The 23,546-nt window shown below is 59.9% G+C and carries 20 protein-coding genes; 5 read left to right on the forward strand and 15 right to left on the reverse strand.

The genetic code is table 11. The features are described 5' to 3' along the window. Positions 1-46: 46 nt before the first annotated feature. Entirely contained in the window at positions 47-586 is a 540-nt protein-coding gene (gene moaB / locus ACP7A4_RS04370) for a molybdenum cofactor biosynthesis protein B (protein WP_048365133.1), read from the forward strand. A 22-nt stretch (positions 587-608) separates the two neighbouring features. After that, on the forward strand, positions 609-1,796 hold the full coding sequence (gene glp, locus ACP7A4_RS04375) for a molybdopterin molybdotransferase MoeA (RefSeq protein WP_059762800.1): 1,188 nt from the start codon (positions 609-611) through the stop codon (positions 1,794-1,796). 73 nt (positions 1,797-1,869) lie between these two features. On the opposite strand, the gene ACP7A4_RS04380 is transcribed toward glp, so the two are convergent. The 12 genes from ACP7A4_RS04380 to ACP7A4_RS04435 form a co-directional block, all read right to left on the reverse strand. Continuing rightward, the gene (locus tag ACP7A4_RS04380; RefSeq protein WP_203302940.1) at positions 1,870-2,799 is read right to left on the reverse strand and encodes a glycosyltransferase family 2 protein; all 930 of its coding nucleotides are present in this window, start codon (positions 2,797-2,799) and stop codon (positions 1,870-1,872) included. After that, on the reverse strand, positions 2,796-4,220 hold the full coding sequence (locus ACP7A4_RS04385; RefSeq protein WP_426245686.1) for a lipid II flippase MurJ: 1,425 nt from the start codon (positions 4,218-4,220) through the stop codon (positions 2,796-2,798). Before ACP7A4_RS04385 ends, ACP7A4_RS04380 begins: the two co-directional genes overlap by 4 nt. Before the next feature lie 9 nt (positions 4,221-4,229). Beyond that, positions 4,230-5,051, reverse strand: a complete 822-nt coding sequence (locus ACP7A4_RS04390; protein WP_059762708.1) for an acyltransferase — start codon at positions 5,049-5,051, stop codon at positions 4,230-4,232. After that, on the reverse strand, positions 5,048-6,442 hold the full coding sequence (locus ACP7A4_RS04395; protein WP_426245688.1) for an O-antigen ligase family protein: 1,395 nt from the start codon (positions 6,440-6,442) through the stop codon (positions 5,048-5,050). Before ACP7A4_RS04395 ends, ACP7A4_RS04390 begins: the two co-directional genes overlap by 4 nt. Then, complete coding sequence (locus ACP7A4_RS04400; protein ID WP_426245690.1) at positions 6,442-7,542, reverse strand: glycosyltransferase family 4 protein; 1,101 nt, start codon at positions 7,540-7,542, stop codon at positions 6,442-6,444. The genes ACP7A4_RS04395 and ACP7A4_RS04400 overlap by 1 nt, the downstream gene beginning before the upstream one ends. Then, positions 7,533-8,750 carry a glycosyltransferase family 4 protein gene (locus ACP7A4_RS04405; protein ID WP_059762700.1) on the reverse strand — a complete coding sequence of 406 codons (1,218 nt, stop codon included), beginning with the start codon at positions 8,748-8,750 and terminating at the stop codon, positions 7,533-7,535. The genes ACP7A4_RS04400 and ACP7A4_RS04405 overlap by 10 nt, the downstream gene beginning before the upstream one ends. Then, positions 8,747-10,075 carry a beta-galactosidase gene (locus ACP7A4_RS04410; RefSeq protein ID WP_426245693.1) on the reverse strand — a complete coding sequence of 443 codons (1,329 nt, stop codon included), beginning with the start codon at positions 10,073-10,075 and terminating at the stop codon, positions 8,747-8,749. The genes ACP7A4_RS04405 and ACP7A4_RS04410 overlap by 4 nt, the downstream gene beginning before the upstream one ends. Continuing rightward, positions 10,065-11,255, reverse strand: coding sequence for a glycosyltransferase (locus tag ACP7A4_RS04415; RefSeq protein WP_426245695.1), 1,191 nt, complete (start codon positions 11,253-11,255; stop codon positions 10,065-10,067). Before ACP7A4_RS04415 ends, ACP7A4_RS04410 begins: the two co-directional genes overlap by 11 nt. Next, a complete protein-coding gene (locus tag ACP7A4_RS04420) occupies positions 11,255-13,249 on the reverse strand; it encodes an exopolysaccharide transport family protein (RefSeq protein WP_059762694.1) in 1,995 nt (664 codons plus the stop codon). The genes ACP7A4_RS04415 and ACP7A4_RS04420 overlap by 1 nt, the downstream gene beginning before the upstream one ends. Before the next feature lie 19 nt (positions 13,250-13,268). Beyond that, positions 13,269-14,045 (reverse strand): polysaccharide biosynthesis/export family protein, encoded by a 777-nt coding sequence (locus ACP7A4_RS04425; RefSeq protein WP_059762692.1) that lies wholly within the window; start codon positions 14,043-14,045, stop codon positions 13,269-13,271. Positions 14,046-14,112: 67 nt separating this feature from the next. After that, positions 14,113-15,570, reverse strand: coding sequence for a mannose-1-phosphate guanylyltransferase/mannose-6-phosphate isomerase (locus tag ACP7A4_RS04430; RefSeq protein ID WP_426245697.1), 1,458 nt, complete (start codon positions 15,568-15,570; stop codon positions 14,113-14,115). Further along, on the reverse strand, positions 15,571-17,007 hold the full coding sequence (locus tag ACP7A4_RS04435; RefSeq protein ID WP_059762689.1) for an undecaprenyl-phosphate glucose phosphotransferase: 1,437 nt from the start codon (positions 17,005-17,007) through the stop codon (positions 15,571-15,573). Positions 17,008-17,423: 416 nt separating this feature from the next. Between ACP7A4_RS04435 and yegS the strand changes: the two genes are divergently transcribed. Continuing rightward, positions 17,424-18,323, forward strand: coding sequence for a lipid kinase YegS (gene yegS, locus ACP7A4_RS04440; RefSeq protein ID WP_426245700.1), 900 nt, complete (start codon positions 17,424-17,426; stop codon positions 18,321-18,323). Here the strand turns inward: yegS and ACP7A4_RS04445 are convergent. The 3 genes from ACP7A4_RS04445 to ACP7A4_RS04455 all read right to left on the reverse strand — a co-directional run bounded on the left by ACP7A4_RS04445 (position 18,307) and on the right by ACP7A4_RS04455 (position 20,680). Continuing rightward, entirely contained in the window at positions 18,307-18,966 is a 660-nt protein-coding gene (locus ACP7A4_RS04445; protein ID WP_059762684.1) for a response regulator, read from the reverse strand. The genes yegS and ACP7A4_RS04445 overlap by 17 nt on opposite strands. Continuing rightward, positions 18,963-19,853 carry a sensor histidine kinase gene (locus ACP7A4_RS04450; protein WP_426245896.1) on the reverse strand — a complete coding sequence of 297 codons (891 nt, stop codon included), beginning with the start codon at positions 19,851-19,853 and terminating at the stop codon, positions 18,963-18,965. Before ACP7A4_RS04450 ends, ACP7A4_RS04445 begins: the two co-directional genes overlap by 4 nt. Before the next feature lie 398 nt (positions 19,854-20,251). Then, positions 20,252-20,680: a hypothetical protein gene (locus ACP7A4_RS04455; protein WP_426245702.1), complete on the reverse strand. Its 429-nt coding sequence runs from the start codon at positions 20,678-20,680 to the stop codon at positions 20,252-20,254. A 495-nt stretch (positions 20,681-21,175) separates the two neighbouring features. Here ACP7A4_RS04455 and ACP7A4_RS04460 point away from each other — a divergent pair, with 495 nt between their 5' ends. After that, on the forward strand, positions 21,176-22,111 hold the full coding sequence (locus ACP7A4_RS04460) for a chemotaxis protein CheV (RefSeq protein WP_203302949.1): 936 nt from the start codon (positions 21,176-21,178) through the stop codon (positions 22,109-22,111). A 60-nt stretch (positions 22,112-22,171) separates the two neighbouring features. Further along, entirely contained in the window at positions 22,172-22,978 is an 807-nt protein-coding gene (locus ACP7A4_RS04465; protein ID WP_426245704.1) for an MOSC domain-containing protein, read from the forward strand. Positions 22,979-23,546 lie beyond the last annotated feature (568 nt).

Here is a 23,546-nt window from a genome sequence, read left to right on the forward strand (position 1 = left end):
CTGTGATATAACACCGGGCTGTTCTTCCTACAACTGGACCTCGTCTATGAAAGCCAAGGTTGATGCGCCTTTCGTCCCTTTAAACATCGCTGTGCTGACAGTGAGCGATACCCGCACACTTGAAACCGACACCTCGGGCCAAGTATTTGTCGACCGCCTGAGCGAAGCGGGCCATCAGTTGGCGGCACGGGTGTTGCTCAAAGATGACCTCTACAAAATCCGCGCCCAAGTCGCCCACTGGATTGCTGAGGATCAAGTGCAAGTGGTGTTGATCACCGGCGGCACCGGTTTTACCGGCCGCGACAGCACGCCTGAAGCCGTGGGTTGCCTGCTGGACAAACACGTTGATGGCTTTGGCGAATTGTTCCGTCATATCTCGCTCGCCGATATCGGCACCTCAACGGTTCAGTCGCGCGCGCTGGCCGGGTTGGCCAATGGCACCCTGGTGTGCTGCCTGCCGGGTTCGACCAATGCCGTGCGCACGGGTTGGGACGGGATTTTGGCTGAGCAACTGGACTCGCGCCATCGCCCGTGTAACTTTGTGGCCCATTTGAAACAGGCAGCGGCCTGCCCAACCCGTGGGTAAGCCGGGCCGCACGGGCGAGCTGATGCCCGTTGAAGTGGCGCTGGCAAGGTTGCTGGCGCTGGCCGAAGCGGCGCCGATTCGCGACACCGAGGTCCTGGCGTTGGCCTTGTGCGAGGGGCGTGTGCTGGCCCATGACTTGGTGTCGAGCCTTGACCTGCCGCCGTGGCCCAACAGTGCAATGGACGGGTATGCGCTGAACCTGGCCGACTGGAGCGGTGAGCCTTTGAGCGTCAGCCAGCGCATCTTTGCCGGCCAGGCGCCTGAGGCTTTGGCTTGCGGCACGTGCGCGCGGATCTTCACCGGGGCACCCGTGCCTGCGGGCGCCAATTGCGTCGAGATGCAAGAGAACGCTCAGGTGCAGGCCGACGGACGGGTGCTGTTCACACAGGCACTGCGCGAAGGGCAAAACATTCGGCCACAAGGCCAGGAGACCACGGTCGGTGAAGTGGTTTTACCGGCGGGCACGCGTTTGGGACCGATTGAGCAAGGCTTGGCTGCGTCATTGGGCTGCGCCACGCTTGAGGTGATTCGCCGGGTCAAGGTGGCCGTGTTGTCCACCGGGGATGAGTTGATCGAGCCGGGTCAGCCATTGGGGCCGGGGCAGATTTACAACAGCAACCGCGTGCTGCTGTGCAGTTGGTTGACCCGTCTGGGGTGCGAAGTGCTGGATGCAGGCATCTTGCCGGACGACTTGCCTGCGACCCGTCAGCGCCTGGCAGAACTGGGCGCGGTGGACCTGATTTTGTCTACCGGTGGGGTTTCGGTGGGTGAAGCCGACTTCCTGGGTATCGCCCTGCGCGAAGCGGGTGAGCTGGCGCTGTGGAAACTGGCAATCAAACCTGGCAAACCGCTGACCTGCGGGCATTTTCGCGGCGTGCCGGTGATTGGGTTACCGGGTAATCCGGCGTCGACGTTGGTCACCTTTGCGCTGCTGGCGCGCCCTTATTTATTGCGCCGTCAGGGTGTGCAGGCGGTGGAGCCACTCAAGTTTCAAGTGCCTGCCGGTTTTGTCTGGCCCAAACCCGGCAATCGCCGCGAATACCTGCGCGGGCGTCTGGAGCAAGGGCGGGCGGTGATCTACAAAAACCAGAGTTCGGGTGTACTGCGCAGTGCAGCATGGGCCGAAGGCCTGGTAGAGGTGCTGGAAGACAGCACGCTGGTGGAAGGCGATGGGGTCGCCTTTATCCCGCTGAGCGAAGTGCTGGGCTGACCTGCGCAGCAAACGCACGTAGGCGCTGGCGAAGGCTGCGGTCTTTTGAGCATTAAGACTCGCAGCCGAGAGCTCACGCAAATGGCCCGTCCCAATAGCGTGGGTTCATGCTGAGTTTTTTCTTCCAGTGATTGGGCAGGCGATGTTCCTGTTGCCCCAGTTTGTAAGCGCCCAGTTTGACGGCGTTGCGCACCAGTGAAGCCGGCCAGCTCAGCAGCCGTTGCGGCCCCAAAAACGTCAGTTCGGATTTCACATAGCGTAATCCCTCACCGCCGGCACCGCCGAATGCTTGCCGTATCCACGGCTCACGCGCCTGAAACACCCCAATGTCGAAGTAGCGCCGAAACTCTTCCTTGAGGGTGTAATTGTGCGAGTGGCGACAGCACGCCTGCCCCTCATACACCACGCTCCAGCCCGCCAGCAGCATTTTGGCGGTGACGTACATGTCTTCCGACAGGATTACGTGCTGCGCAAAGCCACCGACAGCCAGCAGTGCCTCGCGTCGATAGGCCGCAAACGAGTTGGACATGAACGCCGTTTTGAGCCCCAGTTGCGGCGCGTCGGCGAGGGTTTTGACCTGTGACGTGGGCGGGTAGTTGAACTGCCGCGCGTGTTGCGCCAAGGGTACGGCGTCCAGATGCGGCAGTTGCCGCCCGCAGACGGCCCCTACTTGAGGATCAGAAAACGGGCGCACAATCGCGGCCAGTGCATCCGGGTCTTCAAGGTAGGCGTCCTGGGTCATGAAGACGCACACATCGTAGCCGGGGTTGCGCTCAACCATCAGTTGCCGCGTGCCGCCGTGGTTGAAGTCTTTGCTGTCGATGCGCAACACGTTTTTGCAGCGCGACCCGGCCAGCTCGAACGTGCCATCACGCGAACTGGAATCGACGATAAAAGTGTCAAATTCAGCGCTCTGGCGCCCCAGCGAATCCAGCAGGCGCTCCAGTTCATGGCGCCCGTTATAGGTCGGGATGATGCAGGCCACCTTGAGGGGCGATGTCATTGAACCTCCGGTTTATCAGGGCGCCACGGGCGCAACCACATTGCCATCGCCAGCATCAGCAGCGCGCCGAAGGCCGTGCTCAGGCCCAATTGCAGCCAGATATTGTGCAGCGGGTGCAGCAGTAAGGCGGACAACAGCATCATGCCCAGCCCGAGTAACCAATGGCTGCGCCACGGCACGACCGAAAACAATTGTTGGCGACGCATCAGCAGCAAGCCCGTAAGGATCACCCCGCCAATAGCGGCAAGTGCGATGCCGATCAACCCCAAAAAGTACGGCAGCACGGCCAGCAATAGGGCATTGAGCAGGCTGCCGATCAGCTCGCAGTTGAGCGGCATGCGCGTGTCCCCGGCGGCATAGGCATAACGCGCGAGCAGGGCATTCCAGGCGCCAAACATTAACGGGACCGAGAACCACGCCAGCAACGTGGGCAAGGGGCTGTCCGCCGCCTGGTTGGGCAGCAGCAAATGCACCAATGCGCCTGCTGCGCCAATCAGCCCGGCGACGGCGGGCACGGTCAGCAAGGTGGCGCTGGCCAGTCCTTTGCGCAGCAGCCCCAAGCGCTGTTCGCCCGCGCTGCCACTCATCAAACCGAGCAACACTTGGTTGAGACTCATCAGGGCAATCAGCGGCAGGTTGATCAGCTTGCGCGCCAGGTTGATCCAGGTCACAGAACCTTCGCCCAACAGTGACGCGACCATACGCTCCAGCAACGCCAGGCCCTGGCTCGCCAGATTGCTACTTAATAAAGGACCGATGCGTTGCAACAGTTCGCGGCTGGCGCCGGGCGCGGACTGGATGTGCCAAGGCTTCCAGCCGTCGCGGTACAGCGGCAACAACAGCACCGAGGGCATGAGCAGGCTGCCGAGCACGCAGGCGCAGGCCAGACCATGGGCGCTGGCATCATGCTTGAGCAGTGCCAGGTACAGCACCGGTGGCAGGTTGAACAGCAGCGACCCCAACCCGGCCAGCACAAATCGTGACCGGGCCTGTAAAGGCACACAGAACAGCCCGTGCAGCACGAACCCCGGCGCGCACCACGCCAGAATCCGCAAGCTGTCACTCGCCAGCGCATAACCCTGGCTGTCGAGGCCGGGGCCGATCAGGCGTACCCACAGCAGTGAACCCAAACCCAAAATGCCACTGAGCAGCAACCCGCACAGCAATAAACGCGGGGCCAGCGCGCTGAGCCAGGCACTTTGCTCAGTGCGCGAACGTTGTTGATACAGCGGCAGGGCGGCGGCACTCAGCAAGCCTGCGGCCAACGCCATGCGCAGCGCCTCGGGCAAAAACATGGCCACCAGAAACCCGTCGCTGCGCCCACCTGCGCCCCAGGCCGCGACCAGCAGCCACTCGCGTGCGAACCCCGCGCCAAGGCCTGTCAACGTTGCCAGGGTGAGCCACAAGGTGGGGCCGAACATGGCCCGGGCCTAGTGGAACAAGGTGAACAGGCCTTTGCCGCCCACCTTGTAGTTGAGGTTGCGGCAGCGTTCGCCTTTGATCGTGGCGTCCGGGCCGCCGACGATGGCATAAGGTGGCACCGGTTTGGATACCACGCAATTGCCGCCCACCACCGCGCCTTCACCGATGTCGGCGCCGAACGAGAGCAGGGCGCGGCTGGCGATCCACGCGTAATCGCGAATATAAATCGGGCCGCCCACGGCCCAGAACTCGGGCGCCTGCACGTCATGCCCACCGGCAATGATCAGCACATGGGAGGCGATGGTGACGTGATTGCCAATTATCAGGCCGCCGCGTGCGTCCAGTTGGCAGTGCCAGCCCACGGTACTGTCCTCGCCGATGCGCAAGCCATCGACGCCAAGGATTTCGGTGTTGCGCCACACGGTCGAGCCTTTGCCAATTTTTGCCCCGCCTGCCCGCAGCCACAGCAGGCGCAAGGTGTGGCTGGGGATCTTGCAGATCAGGATGTTGTAGGCCAACTCCCACCAGCGCAGCATGCGGTCGCGCAACGTCGCCCAGTTTTTGCCGTAGAGTGGGATCAGCGCCCCTTTGACCTCTCGGCCCAGCAAGGCGTAAAAGCGCCGTGCCAGAGGGTGTTCGATGCGCGGCTCAATGTTCAAGTAGCTGATGAAACATAACGTGTCGCCCTTGAGCGGTTGTTCAAAACACACGTCGTTGGCCAGCATCCAGTCGTAGGCCTCGCTCAGCTCTTGAACGCTGACGCCCATTTTCTCGGCGTACTCGGGCAGGGCCAGGCGCAGGTTTCGCGAGTGAAAAAGACGGTGCTTCATGGGCGAACTCCTGAAAGGGGCGTCGAGGCGTTGTGTTTGAGGCGCTTGGCTTCGTGCAGGCTCAGGCCGAGCATCAACCAGAACAGCGCGATCAATACCTGAGTGAAACTGAAGTAGTGGTCGAACAGGCCGCTGACCAACGCTGCCAAAATACCCACTGTGGTGCCGAACCAGATTGCATTGTCTGCGCTCAGGACGAGGGTCCTTTGTTGAGGGCGCACGGCGCGCCACCAACTCACCACCACGCCAATGAACAGCAGCATGCCGGGCAGCCCGGTTTTGTACATGAAGTTGAGAAACAGGTTGGAGATACCCAGCAGCCCGGTGCCCGCAACGCCCGCTTCAACCTTGAAACCAATGCCCAGAGGAAAGGTGGAGATGGCTCTGGGGAAGGCGCGGTATTCGTCCAGGCGTACGCTGGTACTGCCGCTGTCGGAGGTTGAAAAAATCTCCGCCAGGCGGTCTTGTAGCGGTGGGTACACCAACAGCAGTACGAACATGGCAGCGACACCGGCAAACAGCATGCGCCCGGTGTAAGGCACCCGCTTGGCCGCGCACCAGACCAGCACCACCAGCATGCTGATCAAGGCGCCGCGTGAGCCGGTCATGGCCAGTGCAAGAATGCCCAAGACCCCGACGCTGATGCCCAGCGCTTTGGGCCAGCCACGGCGGGTCACACCGAAACACAGGGCCAGCGGCACCAGCAGCGCCATGGCGCCGCCTGTGACGTTGGGGTGCATCCACGGCGAACTCATGCGCGTGGTGAAGGACTGCAAGCGATCATCGAGCATGCTCACCCCGCCATACCCCAAGTGCCCGAGGATCGACGTAATACCGCTGGCTGAGCGGTCGCGCAGGTACACCGGGATCGACAGCAGCAGCAAGAACAGCGTGCCCAGCAGCAGCGCGATGACCATCTGCTCGCGGGCCTTGGGCGTGTCGAGCAGGCGCGGCACCAAAAACAGAACAGACAGGTTCAGCAACCAGCGCACCCAGTTCACCGGGCCGTTACCTTCGGCGGTCACCATCAACTGGCCGACGATAAACGGCAATGCACTGAACAGCATCAGCGCCAATACCCAGCGTTCGGTGCGCATCAGCTTGGGCGCAGGTCCCAGATTGTTGAGAATTTTTTGCACCAGCACGCTGCCCCACACCAGCAGGATCAGCAGCTCGGACACGGTGGTGCGAAAGCCGATATTGATCGTGGTGTACGGCAAAAACGTCGCCAGCACGCCAAACAGCAATAGCCCCCACAAAGGGTGGCGCAGCACCGTCACCACGCCCGCCACACCGACCATCAACACGATGACGCTGAGCGGCGGCAATACCCAGACCATCAGCCCGAACAGCAGGCTGAACAACACTGCAAGCGGGAGTGCCAAGGGCATTAGCGAAGCTCCTCCAGCAGCTCATTGAAGCGCTGGCGATAGGCATCCTCAGCGTAGCGGGTGGCCCAGGCTTTCATCTGTTCAGGGGCTTGTGGACCTTGGGTTGCCAGTGTCAGCATCAATTCGCTCAGGGCGTAGCTGTCGGTGGGCGAAAAGCGCGGGCTGTCAGGCGGGGTGATTTCATCCAGCGCCGAACCACTGGCCACGGCCACCGAAGTGCCCACGCTCAAGGCTTCGATCACCGGCAAGCCAAAGCCTTCGGCGAAGGAGGGTTGCCACAGGCGTTCGGCCTGCTGGTAAACGGCGTGTAATTGCGCGTCTGTCAGGTCGCTTAAAAAGTGCAGGCCGGGCAATTGTTGCAACGGCTGGGGCAGGTGTTCGCGCGCGCCCACCAGCACTAATTCCGGTACGTGTTCGCTGCGTTGGCGTGCGGCGTGCCAGGCGCTGACCAGCCACGGGATATTTTTGCGCGGCTCGCGGGTGCCCACCGCCAGCCAGTAACGCGGTGGCAGGTTGAGGTCTGTGATGTCGGCCGGCTCACCGACAAAGCCGCTCACCAGGTTGGGCAGCACGCGTACTTTGCCTTTGGCTTCGGGGAACAGCTTGACCACTTCGTCGGCGGTGTATTGCGAAGGGGTCCAGATCCGGTCGGCGACCTTGATCGAGTGGCCTATCGAGAGTTTGTCGCTGGTGCGGTACACCTTGGCCTTGAGGCGTGAGCCGTGGTGGTTGGTGTGCGTCAGTTGGAACAGGTCGTGCAGTTGCAGCACGTAGCGCATGCCGGGTGGCTTGGCCCCCATCGGCAAGCCCATGTTGAAATTGCAGATATGGATGTCGATCCCGGCTTCGCGCAGGGCACCCGGCAGGAAGCCGCCTTCGAAACGCAAACGGCTGGGCAGCCGATGCACCCCTTGCAAGGGTGAACCCCAGCGCGGGCAATGCACGCGACGGCGCAGCGGGTGATCTTCGGGCGCTACGCCAAACAACTGCAATTGCACCTCGGGGTGCGCGCGCAATGCGGCTTCCAGTGCCAGCGCCTGACGACCAATGCCGCTGTTGCCGTAGCCCGCTGCGGGGCGGTAATCCAGACCTATGCGCATACGCTGACTTCTTCTTTTAAGGAGGGAAGACGGGTGTAAACCTGTTCCAGCTGGGCCGCGGCCACCGACCAGTCGTGCTCGGCCCTGACGTAAGCACGCCCAGCCTCGCCGATGCGCTGCAAGAGCGCAGGATCGCTGAGTGCCACGTTCAACAATTGCGCCAGTTCCTGAGGGTTTTCGCTGCCCAGGTAGTGGTCGCCGTTGATGACCTTCAAACCTGACGTGCCCTGCCCGGTGGTGACCACCGGCAAACCGGCAGCCATCGCTTCGAGCACTTTGAGCTTGGAGCCGCCGCCCTGACGCAGCGGGGCAAAAAACACTGCGGCCTGGCGCTGCAGGTCGCGCAAATCGGGCACAAAGCCCTGCCATTCGATGCGTGGGTCAGGCCAGCGCTGGCGCCAATCGTGGGGCAAACCAAAGCCGCAAATAGCGAACCGCACGTTCGGGTTGAGAGCCCACAGCGCCGGCAAAATGGTGTCCAGCGCCCATTCCACGGCATCCACGTTGGGGTGGTATTCGTAATTGCCGACAAACAGCAGGCGCTGGCTGTGCACGTCTGGCTGAACCGCTGCGTAATGTGCGCTGTCGACGCCGTTGACCACCACCGACACCGGCGTGTGTGTGAGTTGACGCAGGGTGTGAGCGTCCTGTTCGGTGACGGCGATTAATTCCTTTGCCAGCCCGAACACGCGTTTTTCCCAGCGCCGGTAACGCCATTGGTCATAGGAGGTAAACGGCTTGAACCAACCGGGGAGCCGGTCGTAGCTGGCCGCGCCCAAGGCGGATTCGACGTTGTGTTCGGTGAGGATAAAATCGCGCCCGGTCGCGCTCAGCGCACGTTCGAACGGTTGAAAACTGTAGCTGTGCTCGATCTGGATCACGTCCCACGGTGCTTGCAGCAGTTCACGCCACTGCTGCTCAAGCGGTGCGCTGACGCCGTTGATCGCGGCCAGCATGGGGTAGGGCGCGAGCGCCACGGCCAGTAATGTTTTCAGGCTGCGTAAGGGGCGTCTGGGCATCACGATCAACCGCTCGACAAACGGCTCAAGCGCGGCACGGGTGTCAGCGTCGAGTACCGTTTTGGATTGCACCAATAAGGTGATGCGATGCCCGCGTGCCGCCAGGCTGCGCAGCAGATGGTATTGGCGGGTTTTGCCGCCGCTGGTGGTGGGCCACGGCAAGTAGGGCAGCGTCCAAAGTATGTTCATGGTGTCCATACCAACAGTTGCAGGCTGGTTTTAAGCGCCACCGTGATTGCCGATGCATCGCTCAACGGGGTTTCACTGCCATCGTGCGGGTTGTACAGCGTGGCCTGGGTGATGCCGGGCAAGTGCACCTGTTCACCGCTGGCGCTCCAGAACATCCACAGGCGTTTGCCGTCGCTGCGGGTCCAGCCAATGCTGTACAGATCGCTCGGCGCACCCTCGACGGTGGGCGCATCCGCCGGTTCGATACGTGGGCCTGTGACGTTGAAAAAGTGTTGCAGGGCCACATACACAGGCTTGGGGTTGCCTTGCAGATCGAGCAATCCGTAGAACTGATCACGCGGGCTGGCGCGTCGGTCCAGATCGCTGAGGTTAAACAGGAAAATGCGCTGGAAATCCATCGCGCTCATCAAGGCCAGACGGCGCAGGGTGTAGTCGGCTTGCCCGTCCACGCCAATCAGCAGCTGCATTTCTTTGGGGCCGTTGTAACTCGACCAGCCCCATTCGGTGGCCCAGACCTGCGCGATGCCTTTGGCGTGCAAGGCATTGTTGAGGAAGTTGGAGCGGGTCAAGAAGTCCTTGTCCGCCGGGTTGTCACCTTCGGGGTACTGAGAATAAGGGTGATAGGCGGTGATCAGGTGTTGCTCGGCCAAGCCTTTTTCCAGCAGTTTTTCCAGCATCAGACCTTCTTGCTTGGGCATCTGGCTGTAGTACGCCATGCCAGCCGTGGCGACCTGTTGCCCCGGCAGTTGCGCACGCAGAGCGTCGGCGGTAGTGGTCAGCAGGCGGTAGTACGCGTCGGGATCGGCCTGTGGCATCCACATGATGTTGGGCTCGTTCCACACCTGCCACACATTCACCTGCGGGTAGCGCTGGGCCAGCATTTGCATGCGCTGGGCAAATACGTTGAAGTCTTTGGGTGGGTACTGATCGTTGGCCTCGGCGCCCTCTGGCACGCTGCTGGCGAAGGGTGCCGAGCCGACCAGGTACGCCAGGGTTTTGAGTTTGTGGGCGTTGATGGCCTGCATCACACCATCGAGCGGGGCCAGTTGCAGCTGGTTTTCTTCAGGCTCGATCATGGCCCAGTGAATCGTCAGGCGTACCCAGTCGAGGCCCAGTTCGTCGAGGCGCTGCATCTGTTTTTCATACACCGGCTGGGGGAAGTATTGAAACTGCGCATTCACCCCCAGGAAGTCTTTCCACTCAATGGGGCGTGGCCCGCGCAAGGTGGTGCCTTCGGCTTCGACGGGCGGGCTCCACGGCAACAGACTGACGCCCACTGCCACGAGCAGCAGCAGGGGCAGCCAAATAACAGGTTTACGCCACATGTGTGCGTCCCCAGCAGGCGGATTTGAACATCTGATGAAAACGTTTGGCGGTTTCGCTCCACACGCGTTCGTCGCCGATTTTTTGCGCGTGTTCGGCCCAGCGCAGCGCCATCTGCGGATCGGCACACAGGTGGCCCAATTCAGCCGCCAGTGCCGCCACGTTGCCTTGGGGGTAGATCACGCCATTGCCGTGGTCGACCTCTTCGGCAAAGGAGCGAGCATCCGAGGTGATGACTCCGCGCCCACAGGCGGCTGCCCAGGACAACGCACCGCTGGTGCCGCGCAGTTGGCCCAGCAGCTTGAGTTTGCTCGACTCGCGGTACGGCAGCACCATGACGTGATGGGCCTGGATGACCTTGGCGATTTCACTGGCCGGTAAATCCAGGTGCCATGCGATGCTCTTCTCCAGCCCCAGTTGTTCGATGCGTTGGCGCAACAAGTGCAGATAACTGCCTCCCGACTCGAAGGCCATTTCCGGCTCGCTGCCCCCAGCCAGCGTCAGCGTCAGGTGCTGTTTGAGTTCGGGTTTTTGCGTGAAGGTCATGGCCAGTGCTTCAAGCAAGTCTTCAATGCCCTTGCCGCGATAAATGAAGCCGAAGTACAGCAGCTTCAGCGGATCAAGGGCTGGCATCGGCGCGGGCGGGATCAACAGGTTGCCGTGGGGGATGACCACCATTTGTTCAGCGTGCAGGCCCATGCGCTGTTTGAGGCAATCGCCGCCTGATTGGGTCAGCGTCACCAGACGCGTCAGGCTGCGGGCCAGTTGCCGCTCTTCATACAGGCACAACGGATCAGCCAGTACCGTGGCCATTTGTGGCAGTGGGGAGGGCAGGCGGCTGGCCAGCGACAACGGCCATGGTAGCTTGGCCCGGCGCCACACCAGACGCTCAGGGTCATGCACGGTGGCGGTCAGGGGTAATTTTGCAAAACGCTGGCGTAACGCGCGCAGGGCATGAAACTCGGCCAAACGCCCACCACCCAACTCGGCATGCACCAGATCGATACCGCGCCAATCGGTGCTCGCCACCCGTTGCACGGCGCGCTCGGGGTCGTTGCCAATGCCGGCCAGCGGCGTGCTGACTTCAATGCCCTGACTCAGCAGGGCGGCCTTGAGGTGCCCTGCGTAGTCGGCAATTCCGTTTTGTTCAGGCGCCAATGGCGCAAGCAGGGCAATGTGCATCAGGCTTTACCCCGAATGCGGGCCAGGAAGTTCAACACCTTTTCGGGGATGTCGAAGCGACGGCGGTTGATGATGATCCCGTCCACACGCTTGAACGCGGTATTAAGCGTATTGAGTGCGGTTTGCAGGATAGGCACGGTGGTTTTTTCGGCTTCCACGATCAGGCAAATCAGGTCGGCCTGACGCAGAATCACGAACGCTTCCTGATTGGAGAAGAAACCTGAGGCATCCAGCAGCAGGATTTCGCCCGGTGCCGCAGGGCCAGCGCCATTGACGCGCACTTGATGGCCGCGTTCCACCAGCAGTTCGCGCAGGTGCTCAATCACAAAGCTCACGCCTTCGCCTTTACGCGCCGAGGTCAACCCGATGCTCAGGCCGCGCTCGGCCACTTGCTCCAGCGGCAGTACGCCATACAAGCGATACATGCTGGCGATAAAGGCGCTGCGCCGTTGCGGCTGCTTGTCGCTGAGGTCTTGCAGGCTGGTCCAGACCTTGACCCCGAAACGCTCTTCGATGTGGTCGCCGTCGTGGATGCGCTGATCCAGCAGGTAGAAGAAGTACAGCGCCAGCAAGCCCACCGCGAGGCTGATCGGGATCGCCAAAAACAGCATCAGCAGGCTTTTGGGGAACACACGGTTAGGGTTGAGCGTGGCTTGTTCGATCACCGCGATGTTGCTGATGCGGCTCTTGTCCAGTTCACGGTCAATCCGGGCTTTTTCGGTGCTGTCGCTGTACAGCGCGAAGCTTTTTTCAGCCGCCTCCAATTCGCGCTGCAAACGCGACAGCTCAGGCTCCAGGGCCAGCGCTTCACGTCGGTCTTGCTCAAGCTTTTGAAGTTGCACCTTTTGCTGGGCCGCTTGGGTTTTCAGGCGGCTGAGGCTGGCTTGCTGGTCGGCAAAGCTGTTTTGCAAACGCGTGAATACCGGGTTGGGGGCCAGGTTTTCGCTGCGTTGCACCACCGCTTTTTCACTGTTGAGCAGGGCTTGCAGGTTGGCGATGGCAGCGTCCAGCGCTTTGACCGGCGGTGCGGTTTCTTTAAAGGTGCGGGTCATCTCCTGACGTTCGATCAGCTTGGCATTGATGCGTTGGGCCAAGTCTTGACGGTCGGGGTTGATGCTGATCTGGCGCCCGATGCTGATCTCTTTTTTCATGCTGTTGAGCTGCGCTTGAATGGTGTCCAGACCGCTTTGGGTCGAGGCCACGGCGCGGGTGGTGTTGAGGTGCTCACCCTTGAGGTTGTTGAGGTTGCGGGCGATGTCGTTCAGGCGTTCAGTGATGCTCACCGCCCCCAGTTGGTTGAGGATGGTTTCGATCTGGCGCTGAAGGTCGAGGATGCGCGCTTGTGTGGATGCCGCCTCTGCTTCATAGAAGCCGTACAAGCTCTTGCGACCCATGGTGGAGGTGCGCTCTTGCTCGTATTGGTCGATCCAGGTTTTGACCACCTGTTGTGCGACCTCGGGATCATTCCAGGTAAAACTCACCTCCATCACCGAAGAGCCGGGGGCGTGGGTCACGCTGAAGTTCTTACTCAGTTGCTCGGCCAGGCGCTCGACCGGGGTTTGCTTCTCGACCAGCCCAAGCATTTGCAAAAAGCCGCGGCCGATATCAACCAGGCCCTGCACGGTGGCCTTCAGCGCATTTTTGACCGTGGCCACCACGCCGGTAGGTTGCGGCTGGCGTGACAGGTCATCGAGGTACTTCTCGGCCACCATCCGCACAATCGGGCGCCCGGTGAGGATGCGTTCTTCATCGATGATCGGGTCGCGCATGGCGCTGGGGATGACCACCGCCTGGCGGTCGGCAATTTCAATCGGCAAGGTGCTGGTATCGCGGCCGGGTTTAACCAGTAACAGCGCGGTGGACTCAAAGCGGTTGGGCAGCAGGAATGCACCCAGCACGATGATGATGAACGTCACCAGCACGGTGATTTTGACTTCGCGCTTGAAGATGAAGAACAGGCGCAATAAATCGCGGAAAGAACGGATATTGATCATGTCGGCAGTCCTTTGGCGATTAGTTATTGTCGTTTTTACGCAGTTCGTAGGACGCCCCGATGCCAATTGATTTGGTAAACGGAATCAATTGGTTGAGGTAGAGATCGACCCACTCGATGCCATTGCCCACTGACGACTTGGGCACAAACACAACGTCGCCGCGTTGCAGCAGAACCGGTGCTTGCATGCCATTGCCACGGGCAATGGAGTTTTTGTAATCAAAAAAGTAGGTGTTGTAGCGCCCGTCATCCTCTTGGCGCAGCAGGGCAACGTTGTTGCTGTCGCCCACCGGCTGCACGCCGCCAGCGCCCACAATGGCCTGCTCCAGCGTGGTGGCTATGTTGACTTGCAAGGTGGCCGGGTTTTGTACCGCCCCGCCTACGTACACCGTGTTACTGGGCGTTTGCGAGAAGTTGATGGTCAGCGACGGGTCTTGATAAACGTGGGTCAGCTTTTTTTCCAGCACCGTGGTGAGCTGGTCCGGGGTCATGCCCGCCGCTTTGACACTGCCAATGTAGGGGTAAGAAAACGTGCCGTCGGTGCGCACGTTAAACAGTGTCAGTTCATAGATCGAGTTGGCGGTAAACGCCGAGATAGAGGGCGCTTCACCGGTATTACGGACAATGCGCAACGTGTCGCCTGCGCGGATACGTTCCAGGGGCAGCGGCTTGCCCGCCAGGGCCAGGCCGGCGCGATGGCCTTCGCGTAATACCTCGTCGTCAGGCAGCGCCACTTTGGACGGCAGGCTGCACGCACTTAGCAACACAACACTCAACATCAGCAGGACTTTTTTCATTGTTTGCGCTTCCTGGCATGCATGGTCACAGCTCCCTTGCGGGTCATTGGCAATCGAACAACCTGATTCAGCTTTTGCTGGCGTCGACGGGCACACGCCCGTAAATGTCAGTGAAACGCACGATGTCGTCTTCGCCCAGGTACTCACCGCTTTGCACCTCGATCATCACCAGATCAACCACCCCGGGGTTGACCAGGCGGTGGGTTTTACCCGGTTTGATAAAGGTGGATTCGTTGGTGTCGAGCAGAAATTCGTCGTCGCCATTGGTGACCCTGGCCATGCCGCTGACCACAATCCAGTGCTCACTGCGGTGGTGGTGCATTTGCAGGGACAAGGTGCCCTGCGGCTTGACCACAATGCGTTTGATTTTGAAGCGCCGGCCTTCTTCGAGCACCGTGTAAGTGCCCCACGGGCGAGTCACGGTGCGATGCAGGCGGTAGGCGTCGTGGCCCTGACGCTTGAGCGTCTGGGCGATGTACTTCACGTCCTGGCTGCGTTTTGAGTCGGCGATCAACAGGGCGTCCGGGGTGTCGATGATGATCAGGTCGTTGAGGCCGACGCCGCCCACCAGGCGTTTGGGCGAATCGATGTAGCAGTTGTGCACATCGTGCAGCACGTTTTCGCCGTTGCACTGATTGCCATTGGCGTCGGCGGGGCTGAGTTCGCGCACCGCTTCCCACGAACCGATGTCGCTCCAGCCCAGGCTGCATGGCACCACGGCGACTTTTTGCGAGCGCTCCATCAACGCGTAATCAATGGAAATATCCGGGGCGAGGGCAAAGGTGGTGCTGTCCAGTTCGAGGTGGATTTCCTGTTTGCCCTGGAATACCTGGCTGTGTTCCAGGCAGTGGCTGACCGCCGCCAGTACGTCGGGCGCGTGTTGCTTGAACTCACGCAACACGCTGTCGACGCGCATGCAAAACATGCCGCCGTTCCACAAGTGATGGCCGCCGTCCAGGTACTGTTGCGCGGTAGCTGCATCGGGCTTTTCAACGAAGCGGGCCACTTGATACGCGTCGCCGTTCAGCGCTTGGCCTTTCTCGATATAGCCGAACCCGGTTTCGGCCTTGGTCGGTAAAATGCCGAACGTCACCAGCCAGCCTTCGTCGGCCAATTGCCGCGCGCTGTCGACCGCTTTGCCGAAGGCTTCGATGTCTTTGATCAGGTGGTCGGCAGGCAACACCAGCAGCTGTGCGTCTGCGCCATAGCGTTGGGCCACATGCAAGGCTGCCGCCGCAATGGCAGGCGCGGTGTTGCGGCCAAAGGGTTCGAGGATGAAGTCCAGCTCGACCGAGCCTTTGTTCATCTGGCGATAGTCATCCAGGGTGCGAAAAAACACCTCGCGGTTGGTGACGGTCAGTAACTGCCCCACATCGCGCAAACCGGTGGCGCGGCGAAAGGTCTTTTGCAGCAGGCTTTCACCGTCAGGCAAGCGCATAAACGGTTTGGGCATGGCTTCACGTGACACCGGCCACAGTCGCGTGCCGGCACCGCCGGCGATAATGCAGGGAATGAGTGTGCTCATTCAGAACGCCTCTTTAGTCATGATTACCGCCGGGACTGTGCGGAACAGGATGTACAAGTCAAACCACACCGACCAGTTTTCGATGTATTCGAGATCGAACTCGACACGTTTTTCGATCTTTTCCAGGGTGTCGGTTTCGCCCCGATAGCCATTGATTTGTGCCCAGCCGGTGATGCCGGGTTTTACCCGATGGCGTGAGGTGTACTCCTGCACCGCCTCTTCAAATAAAATGCCCGCCGCTTTGGTGGCCGTGGCATGCGGGCGCGGGCCGACCATCGACATGCTGCCGGCGAACACGTTGAACAGTTGCGGCAATTCATCAAGGCTGGTTTTGCGGATAAAACGCCCGACCCGTGTGACACGCGGATCGCCGCGCGTGGTTTGTTTGTCGGCGGTGAAGTCTGACTGGTTTTGGTACATCGAACGAAACTTGAACACCTCAATCAGGCGATTGTTATAGCCGTAGCGTTTCTGGCGAAACAGGACGGGGCCGGGGGAGTCGATTTTTATCGCCAGCGCCACCAGCAGCATGAGCGGTGACAGCAGGATCAGCGCGAGGGTCGACAACACCATGTCTTCAATGCGTTTGAATACCGGCGACCAGCCCCGCAGCGGCACCTCGGAGGCGTTGAACATCGGCAGGTTGGCGACTTCGCTGATGCGGTTGTGCGCATGGCGAAAGGCAATCATGTCGGGCACCAACAGCACGTTGACCGGGAATTTGCGCAGGTTGCGAATGATGTAGTCCAGCCGGTTTTCGGCCGACCAGGGCAGCGCGACCAGAATTTGCGTGACCTTTTCTTCGCGGATCATTTTTTCCAGATCCTGGGTGTTACCGAGCAAGGGCAGATGGGCGACGGTGTCTGGCAGGCGGGCCACGCGGTCATCGACAAAGCCGATGACACCGGAACGAATGTCCTGATGCTGGGCCAGGTATTCGGCCAGGCGCACCCCGTTTTCGGTGGCGCCCAAAATCACCGCTTGCTGCAAAAAAATGCCACGGCTCATCAAGCGCTTGAACAGCGTCAGCAAAATCATGCGTTCAACGCCAAATAACACCAGGCTGCCCAAGTACCACACCACTAACTCAGCGTTGGAGATGAAATTGAACAAGTCCAGTGCGCGATGCATGAACAGCAGCAGGCAAAACGCCGCAGACCAGGCGAACAGTGTGAGTTGCAGGCGCCAGCGGTTACTGAAAATGTTTTCGGCATAGACCCCCAGGGCCTGAAAGAACAGCACGCTGACCACACCGAAAAAAATCAGTACGGCGAAATAACTTTTGGTGGCTTCAGGGTGTTGGTCACGCAAATAAAACAGCAGCAACAGGCCTGGCAAGATCGCAGTCACCCCATGGACCAGACGAATGGCTAGCAAGAAGTACTCGACCATGCTCGGGCGGGTAAGGGACAAGCTGTCAACGGGCTGCAAGCGCATAAGTATCCCTTCTTAATCGCCCCCGTGGCGGGGGACGGACTGCAAAGCAATGTCACTCATCCATGCTGCAAAAACGCTCATTCAGAGGCAGTCGGCGGATCGGCTAATTGTGTTTTTTATGGGGCTTTATTTGGCACTTTGTGTGTGGTCTGGAGTGTAGACGCGTTTATTTTTTATGGAGAAAGATTGCTCAACCCCTTGTATTCAGGCTTATACCTGTCGCCTGAGGGGCTTTTGTCGCGTCTGGAGAGTAGTAAAGAACATGAAACACTTTGTCGCGAATCGAAAAACGCGATCCTTTTTTTAAAACCGTGTTTCGGCCCGGCGGGCAGGGCAACGTGACGAATAAAAAAACCGCAGGCCGTTTTCATTTGGTTGTTGTCCAAAAGGTCAGACTCACATTTGAGGGACGATGAATGAGCGCAGGAAAGGCTTTTTTAATCTTGCATGGCAAGCAGGCACTCAACGAAGACGTGCGGGCCGCCGTTGAACAGCAACGTGCCCAAGGCTGGGAGCTGGCGGTGCGGCTGACGTGGGAGGCCGGTGATGCCCAGCGTTTGGTGCGCGAGGCTCTGGAGGCGGGGTATACCCACCTGATCGCGGGCGGGGGCGATGGCACGTTGCGTGATATCGCCGAAGCAATGGCGCAGGCCCGGACTGAGGCCAGCCTGGTGTTGCTGCCCCTGGGGACGGCCAATGACTTCGCGCGGGCAGCGGGCGTTTCGTTGGAACCCGCGAAAGCGCTGGCCTTGCTCGACACACCGGCGCGCCCTATTGATTTGGGTGATGCCGGGGGCGAGCTGTTTTTGAACATGGCCACCGGTGGCTTTGGCAGCCAGGTCACGGCCAACACATCCGAGGACTTGAAAAAAGTCTTGGGTGGCGCGGCGTATCTGTTTACCGGGCTGTCGCGTTTTAGCGAGTTGCATGCTGCGTATGCCGAGCTGCAAGGTCCCGACTTCTACTGGAAGGGCGAACTGCTGGCGCTGGGCATTGGTAACGGACGCCAGGCAGGCGGAGGGCACGAACTGTGCCCTGACGCTGTAGCCGATGATGGCCTGCTGGACATCAGCATTTTGCCGGCCCCGCAGGAAGTCGTTGGCACGCTCAAAGGGCTGATGGAGGGCGGTTGGGGGATCGACAACCTGTTCGTGCGTGCGCGCATGCCCTGGGTTGAGATCACCTCGGCCGAGGGGCTGTCGATCAACCTGGACGGTGAGCCGATGACGGGGCCCGCCCGGCGCTTTGAGGTAAAGAAGGGCGCGTTAAAGGTGCATTTGCCGCAAGGCTCGCCGCTGCTCAGTCATCCAGACTGATGATTTGTTCGCGCACGGCAAACAGCACCAGCCCTGCCACGTCGTGGATGTGCAGGCGCTTCATGACGTGCGCGCGGTGGGTCTCCACGGTTTTGATGCTCAGGCCCAGGCCACAGGCAATTTCGCGGGTGGATTTACCGCGCACGATGAGCCGCAGGATTTCCAGTTGGCGTTCGGTCAGGTTGTGGTTTTTGGCCTGAAGGGCGGCGTGCCCCGGCCCCCGGTTGAGCGCTTGATTGATCACGGTATGTGCAATGGCCGGGCTCAAATAACGCTCGTTATGGCGCAGCGCACCCAGTGCTTGCTCCAGCTCCACGGCACTGGTGTCTTTGAGCAAGTAGCCGTGGGCACCACTTTCAAGGGTTTGCATGATCAATTGCGGGTCGGTGTGCATGGACAGGATCAGTACTTTGCTCAGGGGCAGGGCCGCCTTGAGTCGGCGCAGCGCTTCGAGGCCACCGGTATGACGCATCGACAGGTCGAGCAGAATGATGTCCGGGTGCAGCCGTTCTGCCACTTCCAGCAGTTGCCCGCCGTCATCCAGCTCGCCAATGACCGCGTAGCCCGGCAAGTCGTTGATCAGTGCTTTGACCCCGGCCCGAATCAACAGATGGTCATCCACCAACAGCAGGTTACAGGTCATGGGGTTTTGCTCAGGCTGGCGCGTTCGCGCGCGCGACGTGGCCACGGCAGCAGCACGTCGATTTGAGTGCCCGTACCCGGCTCACTGATGACACTGATGCTGCCGCCCAGTTGTTCAACCCGTTCAAGCATTCCGGCCATGCCGCGTTGGCCTGCCTGGCTGGGGTTTCTGGCTGGCATAAAGCCTGCGCCATCATCGTGTACCGTCAGCTTCATGCCATCGGCCTGGCGACGCAGTTGCACCACCAGATTGGTTGCCTTGGCATGGCGCAGCACGTTGGTGACGGACTCTTGGGTGACGCGAAACAAGGCGAAGGCCATGTCTTCGTGCAGGTCGGTCAGGCGTTGGTGGCATTCAAAGGTCCAGTGCAGCGACGTGTTTTCCAGCGTTTTGATCAAGTGCGCACGCAAGCTGACTTCAATCCCCAGGCTTGCGATTTGCCGAGGGTTAAACGCGGCAGACACGTCGCGCACTTTGGCCAGGGTTTCTTCGAGCACATTGCACAGGCCCAGGCAGTGGCCTTGCAAGTCTTCGGGCACGCGCCGTTGCAGCCAGCGGATTTGCAAGGTGGCGGCGGTCAGGAGCTGCCCGATGTCATCATGCAGTTCGCGGCTCAGGTGTTGACGTTCACTTTCCTGAACCTGAATCAGCCGCGCCGCCAGCTCTTTGGGTTGCAGTTTGATGGCGCTGCGTGAGTCGCGGTGCAACCACCAGACGCTGCCCAGGGCCGCCAGATCGAGCAGCATCAACGCGCTGGGCAACGTCGCCGAGGTCAGGTAGACGATGATGCTCGACGTGGCCGAGCACAGACAGAGCAGCGCTGTCAGCCGGCGAGCAGTTTTACCCGTGGGCAACCAGGGCTTGAATGACTTGAGGCTGGCGTGCATAGCGTGTGGAGCCAATGGTGTTCGCTGAAGGACCTGGCAGGGGAGTGCCAGGTTAAGAGTTACACGGTCGTAAATGGATAATTGAGGCGACACCTGAACCTGTTACTTCGCAGGTCTGCGGCTCAATGGGCGGCGCGCATGGTATCACTTCATTTAAAGCAGGTCGCCTTTGCCGCCCGTTAAGTTCCCCGGTGTTTGTTCGCCTTAGTTAGCGACCTACAGGTTTTTCTTACAGCGTTAATGCGTGGAAGAACAGGTGTTTAGTTGGTAGGTATTACGCGATACGCAAGTGCAGAACGGCGCTGATGTCACTCTAAAAGTCGCCGCAGGCCGAGGGTGGGCCGGGACACCCAAGGTTTGGCGTGTCGCCGCACAGGTTGCGCATCAGCGGCGTGCATTTACTCGTTTGCCACCGGCGGACCGGAGGAGGCACCGATCTGCGCCGCAAACGTGGCAATCAGCATCACTTGTTCGGTATCGTCCAGCACCAATTGGCCTGTTTTGAGGTCAATCAGTTCGACTTGCCAGGCCAGCAGACTGAAGCAGTCCCTGAGGGTCGCGACCGTCTTGTCGCGCAACGTGCCCAGGCTATTGGCTTGTTTGAGGAGCGCCCGCAGGGCGCGGCAAAATCCGGCTACCGGGGTGATGGCCAGTGCCTTGGCGCGCCTTTCAAGTTTTGACAGCGTCCCCAGCATGCAATTGATCGCATCTTCATCGTCGTGGATCAGTTTTAAGTGACTCAGGCATTCTTCTGCCGTGGTCAACAACACTTGAGCTTCAATTAAAAAGTCTGCTAGCGCTAACGGCCGTGTTTTGCCATTGAACATGCATCGTCTCACTCTGCTAGAACGCCATTTAAGTGAATGTCCGTACTCATTGCGCCAACGCCACGAACAGGCGGGGTACAGAGGGGCAGCGTCAGGGTGACTTTAAGTTGAACTGATCACTTTGAGGGTTTGAAAAAAAGACGCATTAAATGTTTAAAAATTCGCAATGCCTTAGTGCAAGTTGCCGCTCAGACAGCGCTGTTTCAAGAATGAAAAGTTCCCGCCGTGATTCATATAATGCGAAGGGGGTCACAATAATGGCAATTGGATAGCACGAATATCAGGTCAGGCCTGATTGCCCCTAGGGGAATCCCTTAGGGCATAACGACATGGGGAGGGGGTAAGCGGCATTTGATCGAGAAGGCATGCCGATAATTACATGCTGTGATATTAAAGTGCCATCATTTTCGGTGGGCAGATTTGTTTTCGGGGTTAAGCTCCCTGTGATTCTGCCGATAACGCTAGACATTCAGCACCCACGCCCAGGAGTTATTCATGGCCGGCATCCTCGACTCGGTAGACCAGCGCACACAGTTGGTTGGCGAAAACCGACTGGAAATTCTCATGTTCCGCCTGGCGGGTCGCCAGCTGTTCGCGATCAACGTGTTCAAGGTGCAAGAAGTCCTGCAACTGCCAAAACTGACCCTGATGCCGCAGCGTCATCCGTTTGTCTGTGGTGTTGTCAATTTGCGCGGTCAAACCTTGCCCGTCATCGACTTGTCGCAAGCCATCGGCATGCGCCCGCTGGTGCCGGGACCTGACAGCACCATCATCGTGACCGAGTACAACCGTTCGGTGCAGGCGTTTCTGGTCGGCGGTGTAGACCGCATCGTCAACATGAACTGGGAAGCCATTTTGCCCCCGCCGACCAGTGCCGGGCGCCAGCATTACCTGACCGCTATCAGCAAGGTCGACGAGCAGTTGGTCGAGATCATTGACGTCGAAAAAGTACTGGCCGAAATCGTGCCTTACAGCGCCAAAGTCTCCCGTGAAACGTTGGAAGACCCGATTCTTGAGCATGCGCGAGGCCGCGAAGTGCTGTTGGTCGATGACTCCAAAGTAGCGCTGTCGCAGTTGCGCGAAACGCTCTCGCAGTTGGGCGTCAAAATGCACGTCGCCAGCGATGGCCTCAAAGCGTTGAACATGCTCAAAGGCTGGGCGGATTCAGGGGAGGTCATGACTGACAAGCTGCTGATGATTTTCACCGATGCCGAAATGCCTGAAATGGACGGTTACCGCCTGACCACTGAAATCCGCAACGACCCGCGTTTGCGCAGCCTGTATGTGGTGCTGCACACCTCGCTGTCAGGCAGCTTCAACGAGTCGATGGTGAAAAAGGTCGGTTGCGATAACTTCCTGTCCAAATTCCAGCCGGACAAGTTAGTAGACGTGGTGCGTCAACGCTTGGTGCTGGATCAAGTGCCTGCCTGATTCTTTGCACGAGGGGTCGGCTCGTATACTGTGGCGTTTTTACTCCGCAGGGGCTGATCCATGCTGCATCTACGTTCGATTTATCGTTTCCCGCTCAAGTCCGGCCAGGGTGAAAGCCTGACGCAAGTGGGGTTGGACGCGTTGGGTGTGGTGGGTGATCGACGCTGGATGCTGGTGGACGAAGCCACCGGGCGTTTTTTGACCCAGCGCGCCGATCCAAAAATGAGCCAGCTCTCTGCGCTCTGGAACGCTAGCGGCGGGCTGACGCTCAGCACTGCGGGGACTGCGGCGCTGGAGGTCGAGGTGCCCGATGCCAACACGGATCTGCGCGGCGTGACCATTTGGCGCGACACCCTGCGTGTGCCGGACGCTGGCGATGCCGCGGCCCACTGGCTGAGCGCTTTTATCGGGCGCCCGGTGCGCCTGGTGCATGTGCCGCTTGAGCGTGCGCGCACCACTGAAGCCGGTTATGGGCGCGACGATGACAAGGTAGCCTTTGCGGACGGCTATCCATTGCTGCTGATCGGTCAGGGCTCGCTGGACGATATTTCGACCCGGCTCGGCCGACCTCTGGACATGCTGCGTTTTCGTCCCAATCTGGTGGTCGAAGGCAGCGAAGCCTTTGCCGAAGACGGCTGGAAGCGCATTCGTATTGGCGATGTCGAATTTCGTCTGGTCAAGTCGTGTTCGCGTTGCATCCTCACCACCATTGATCCGCAAACCGGCGAGCGTGACGAGCAGCGCGAACCGTTGATGACCTTGATGAGCTACCGCAAACAGGAAGGCGGCACGATGTTCGGCCAGAACCTGGTGAACGACAGCCATGGGGTGCTGGAAGTGGGCATGCCGGTCACGGTGCTTGAGTAACGCAGAGCAAAGCCGTGCAGCCGCTGACGCGTAGCGGCCATGAAGTCATTCAACCGCATTCAACGGGTTTACGATCGCTGCGCACTCAGACGTCGCCTTCGCCAATAGCTATACCAACTAGCCGTGTAGTCGCTGACGAGTAATGCGAGGCTGCGTCCGGGCGCGAAGCGGTCGTAAAGCCATTCAACCGCATTCAACGGGTTTATGATCGCTGCGCACTCAGACGTAGCCTTCGCCAATGGCTACCCCAACTTGCGTGTAGTCGCTGACGAGTAATGCGAGGCTGCGTCCGGGCGCGAAGCGGTCGTAAAGTCATTCAACCGCATTCAACGGGTTTAGGATCGCTGCGCACTCAGACGTCGCCTTCGCCAATGGCTACACCAACTTGCTGTGTAGTCGCTGACGAGTAATGCGAGGCTGCGTCCGGGCGCGAAGCGGTCGCAAAGCCATTCAACCGCATTCAACGGGTTTACGATCGCTGCGCACTCAGACGTCGCCTTCGCCAATGGCTACACCAACTTGCCGTGTAGTCGCTGACGAGTAATGCGAGGCTGCGTCCGGGCGCGAA

The organism is Pseudomonas sp. TWR3-1-1 (assembly GCF_049896545.1).
Taxonomy (GTDB): Bacteria; Pseudomonadota; Gammaproteobacteria; order Pseudomonadales; family Pseudomonadaceae; genus Aquipseudomonas; species Aquipseudomonas weihenstephanensis.

Bases quoted from the DNA above. Each gene is read 5' to 3' on its own strand.
- moaB (WP_048365133.1), top strand. From the start codon at position 47: ATGAAAGCCAAGGTTGATGCGCCTTTCGTCCCTTTAAACATCGCTGTG.
- glp (WP_059762800.1), top strand. From the start codon at position 609: ATGCCCGTTGAAGTGGCGCTGGCAAGGTTGCTGGCGCTGGCCGAAGCG.
- ACP7A4_RS04380 (WP_203302940.1), bottom strand. From the start codon at position 2,799: ATGACATCGCCCCTCAAGGTGGCCTGCATCATCCCGACCTATAACGGG.
- ACP7A4_RS04385 (WP_426245686.1), bottom strand. From the start codon at position 4,220: ATGTTCGGCCCCACCTTGTGGCTCACCCTGGCAACGTTGACAGGCCTT.
- ACP7A4_RS04390 (WP_059762708.1), bottom strand. From the start codon at position 5,051: ATGAAGCACCGTCTTTTTCACTCGCGAAACCTGCGCCTGGCCCTGCCC.
- ACP7A4_RS04395 (WP_426245688.1), bottom strand. From the start codon at position 6,442: ATGCCCTTGGCACTCCCGCTTGCAGTGTTGTTCAGCCTGCTGTTCGGG.
- ACP7A4_RS04400 (WP_426245690.1), bottom strand. From the start codon at position 7,542: ATGCGCATAGGTCTGGATTACCGCCCCGCAGCGGGCTACGGCAACAGC.
- ACP7A4_RS04405 (WP_059762700.1), bottom strand. From the start codon at position 8,750: ATGAACATACTTTGGACGCTGCCCTACTTGCCGTGGCCCACCACCAGC.
- ACP7A4_RS04410 (WP_426245693.1), bottom strand. From the start codon at position 10,075: ATGTGGCGTAAACCTGTTATTTGGCTGCCCCTGCTGCTGCTCGTGGCA.
- ACP7A4_RS04415 (WP_426245695.1), bottom strand. From the start codon at position 11,255: ATGCACATTGCCCTGCTTGCGCCATTGGCGCCTGAACAAAACGGAATT.
- ACP7A4_RS04420 (WP_059762694.1), bottom strand. From the start codon at position 13,249: ATGATCAATATCCGTTCTTTCCGCGATTTATTGCGCCTGTTCTTCATC.
- ACP7A4_RS04425 (WP_059762692.1), bottom strand. From the start codon at position 14,045: ATGAAAAAAGTCCTGCTGATGTTGAGTGTTGTGTTGCTAAGTGCGTGC.
- ACP7A4_RS04430 (WP_426245697.1), bottom strand. From the start codon at position 15,570: ATGAGCACACTCATTCCCTGCATTATCGCCGGCGGTGCCGGCACGCGA.
- ACP7A4_RS04435 (WP_059762689.1), bottom strand. From the start codon at position 17,007: ATGCGCTTGCAGCCCGTTGACAGCTTGTCCCTTACCCGCCCGAGCATG.
- yegS (WP_426245700.1), top strand. From the start codon at position 17,424: ATGAGCGCAGGAAAGGCTTTTTTAATCTTGCATGGCAAGCAGGCACTC.
- ACP7A4_RS04445 (WP_059762684.1), bottom strand. From the start codon at position 18,966: ATGACCTGTAACCTGCTGTTGGTGGATGACCATCTGTTGATTCGGGCC.
- ACP7A4_RS04450 (WP_426245896.1), bottom strand. From the start codon at position 19,853: ATGCACGCCAGCCTCAAGTCATTCAAGCCCTGGTTGCCCACGGGTAAA.
- ACP7A4_RS04455 (WP_426245702.1), bottom strand. From the start codon at position 20,680: ATGTTCAATGGCAAAACACGGCCGTTAGCGCTAGCAGACTTTTTAATT.
- ACP7A4_RS04460 (WP_203302949.1), top strand. From the start codon at position 21,176: ATGGCCGGCATCCTCGACTCGGTAGACCAGCGCACACAGTTGGTTGGC.
- ACP7A4_RS04465 (WP_426245704.1), top strand. From the start codon at position 22,172: ATGCTGCATCTACGTTCGATTTATCGTTTCCCGCTCAAGTCCGGCCAG.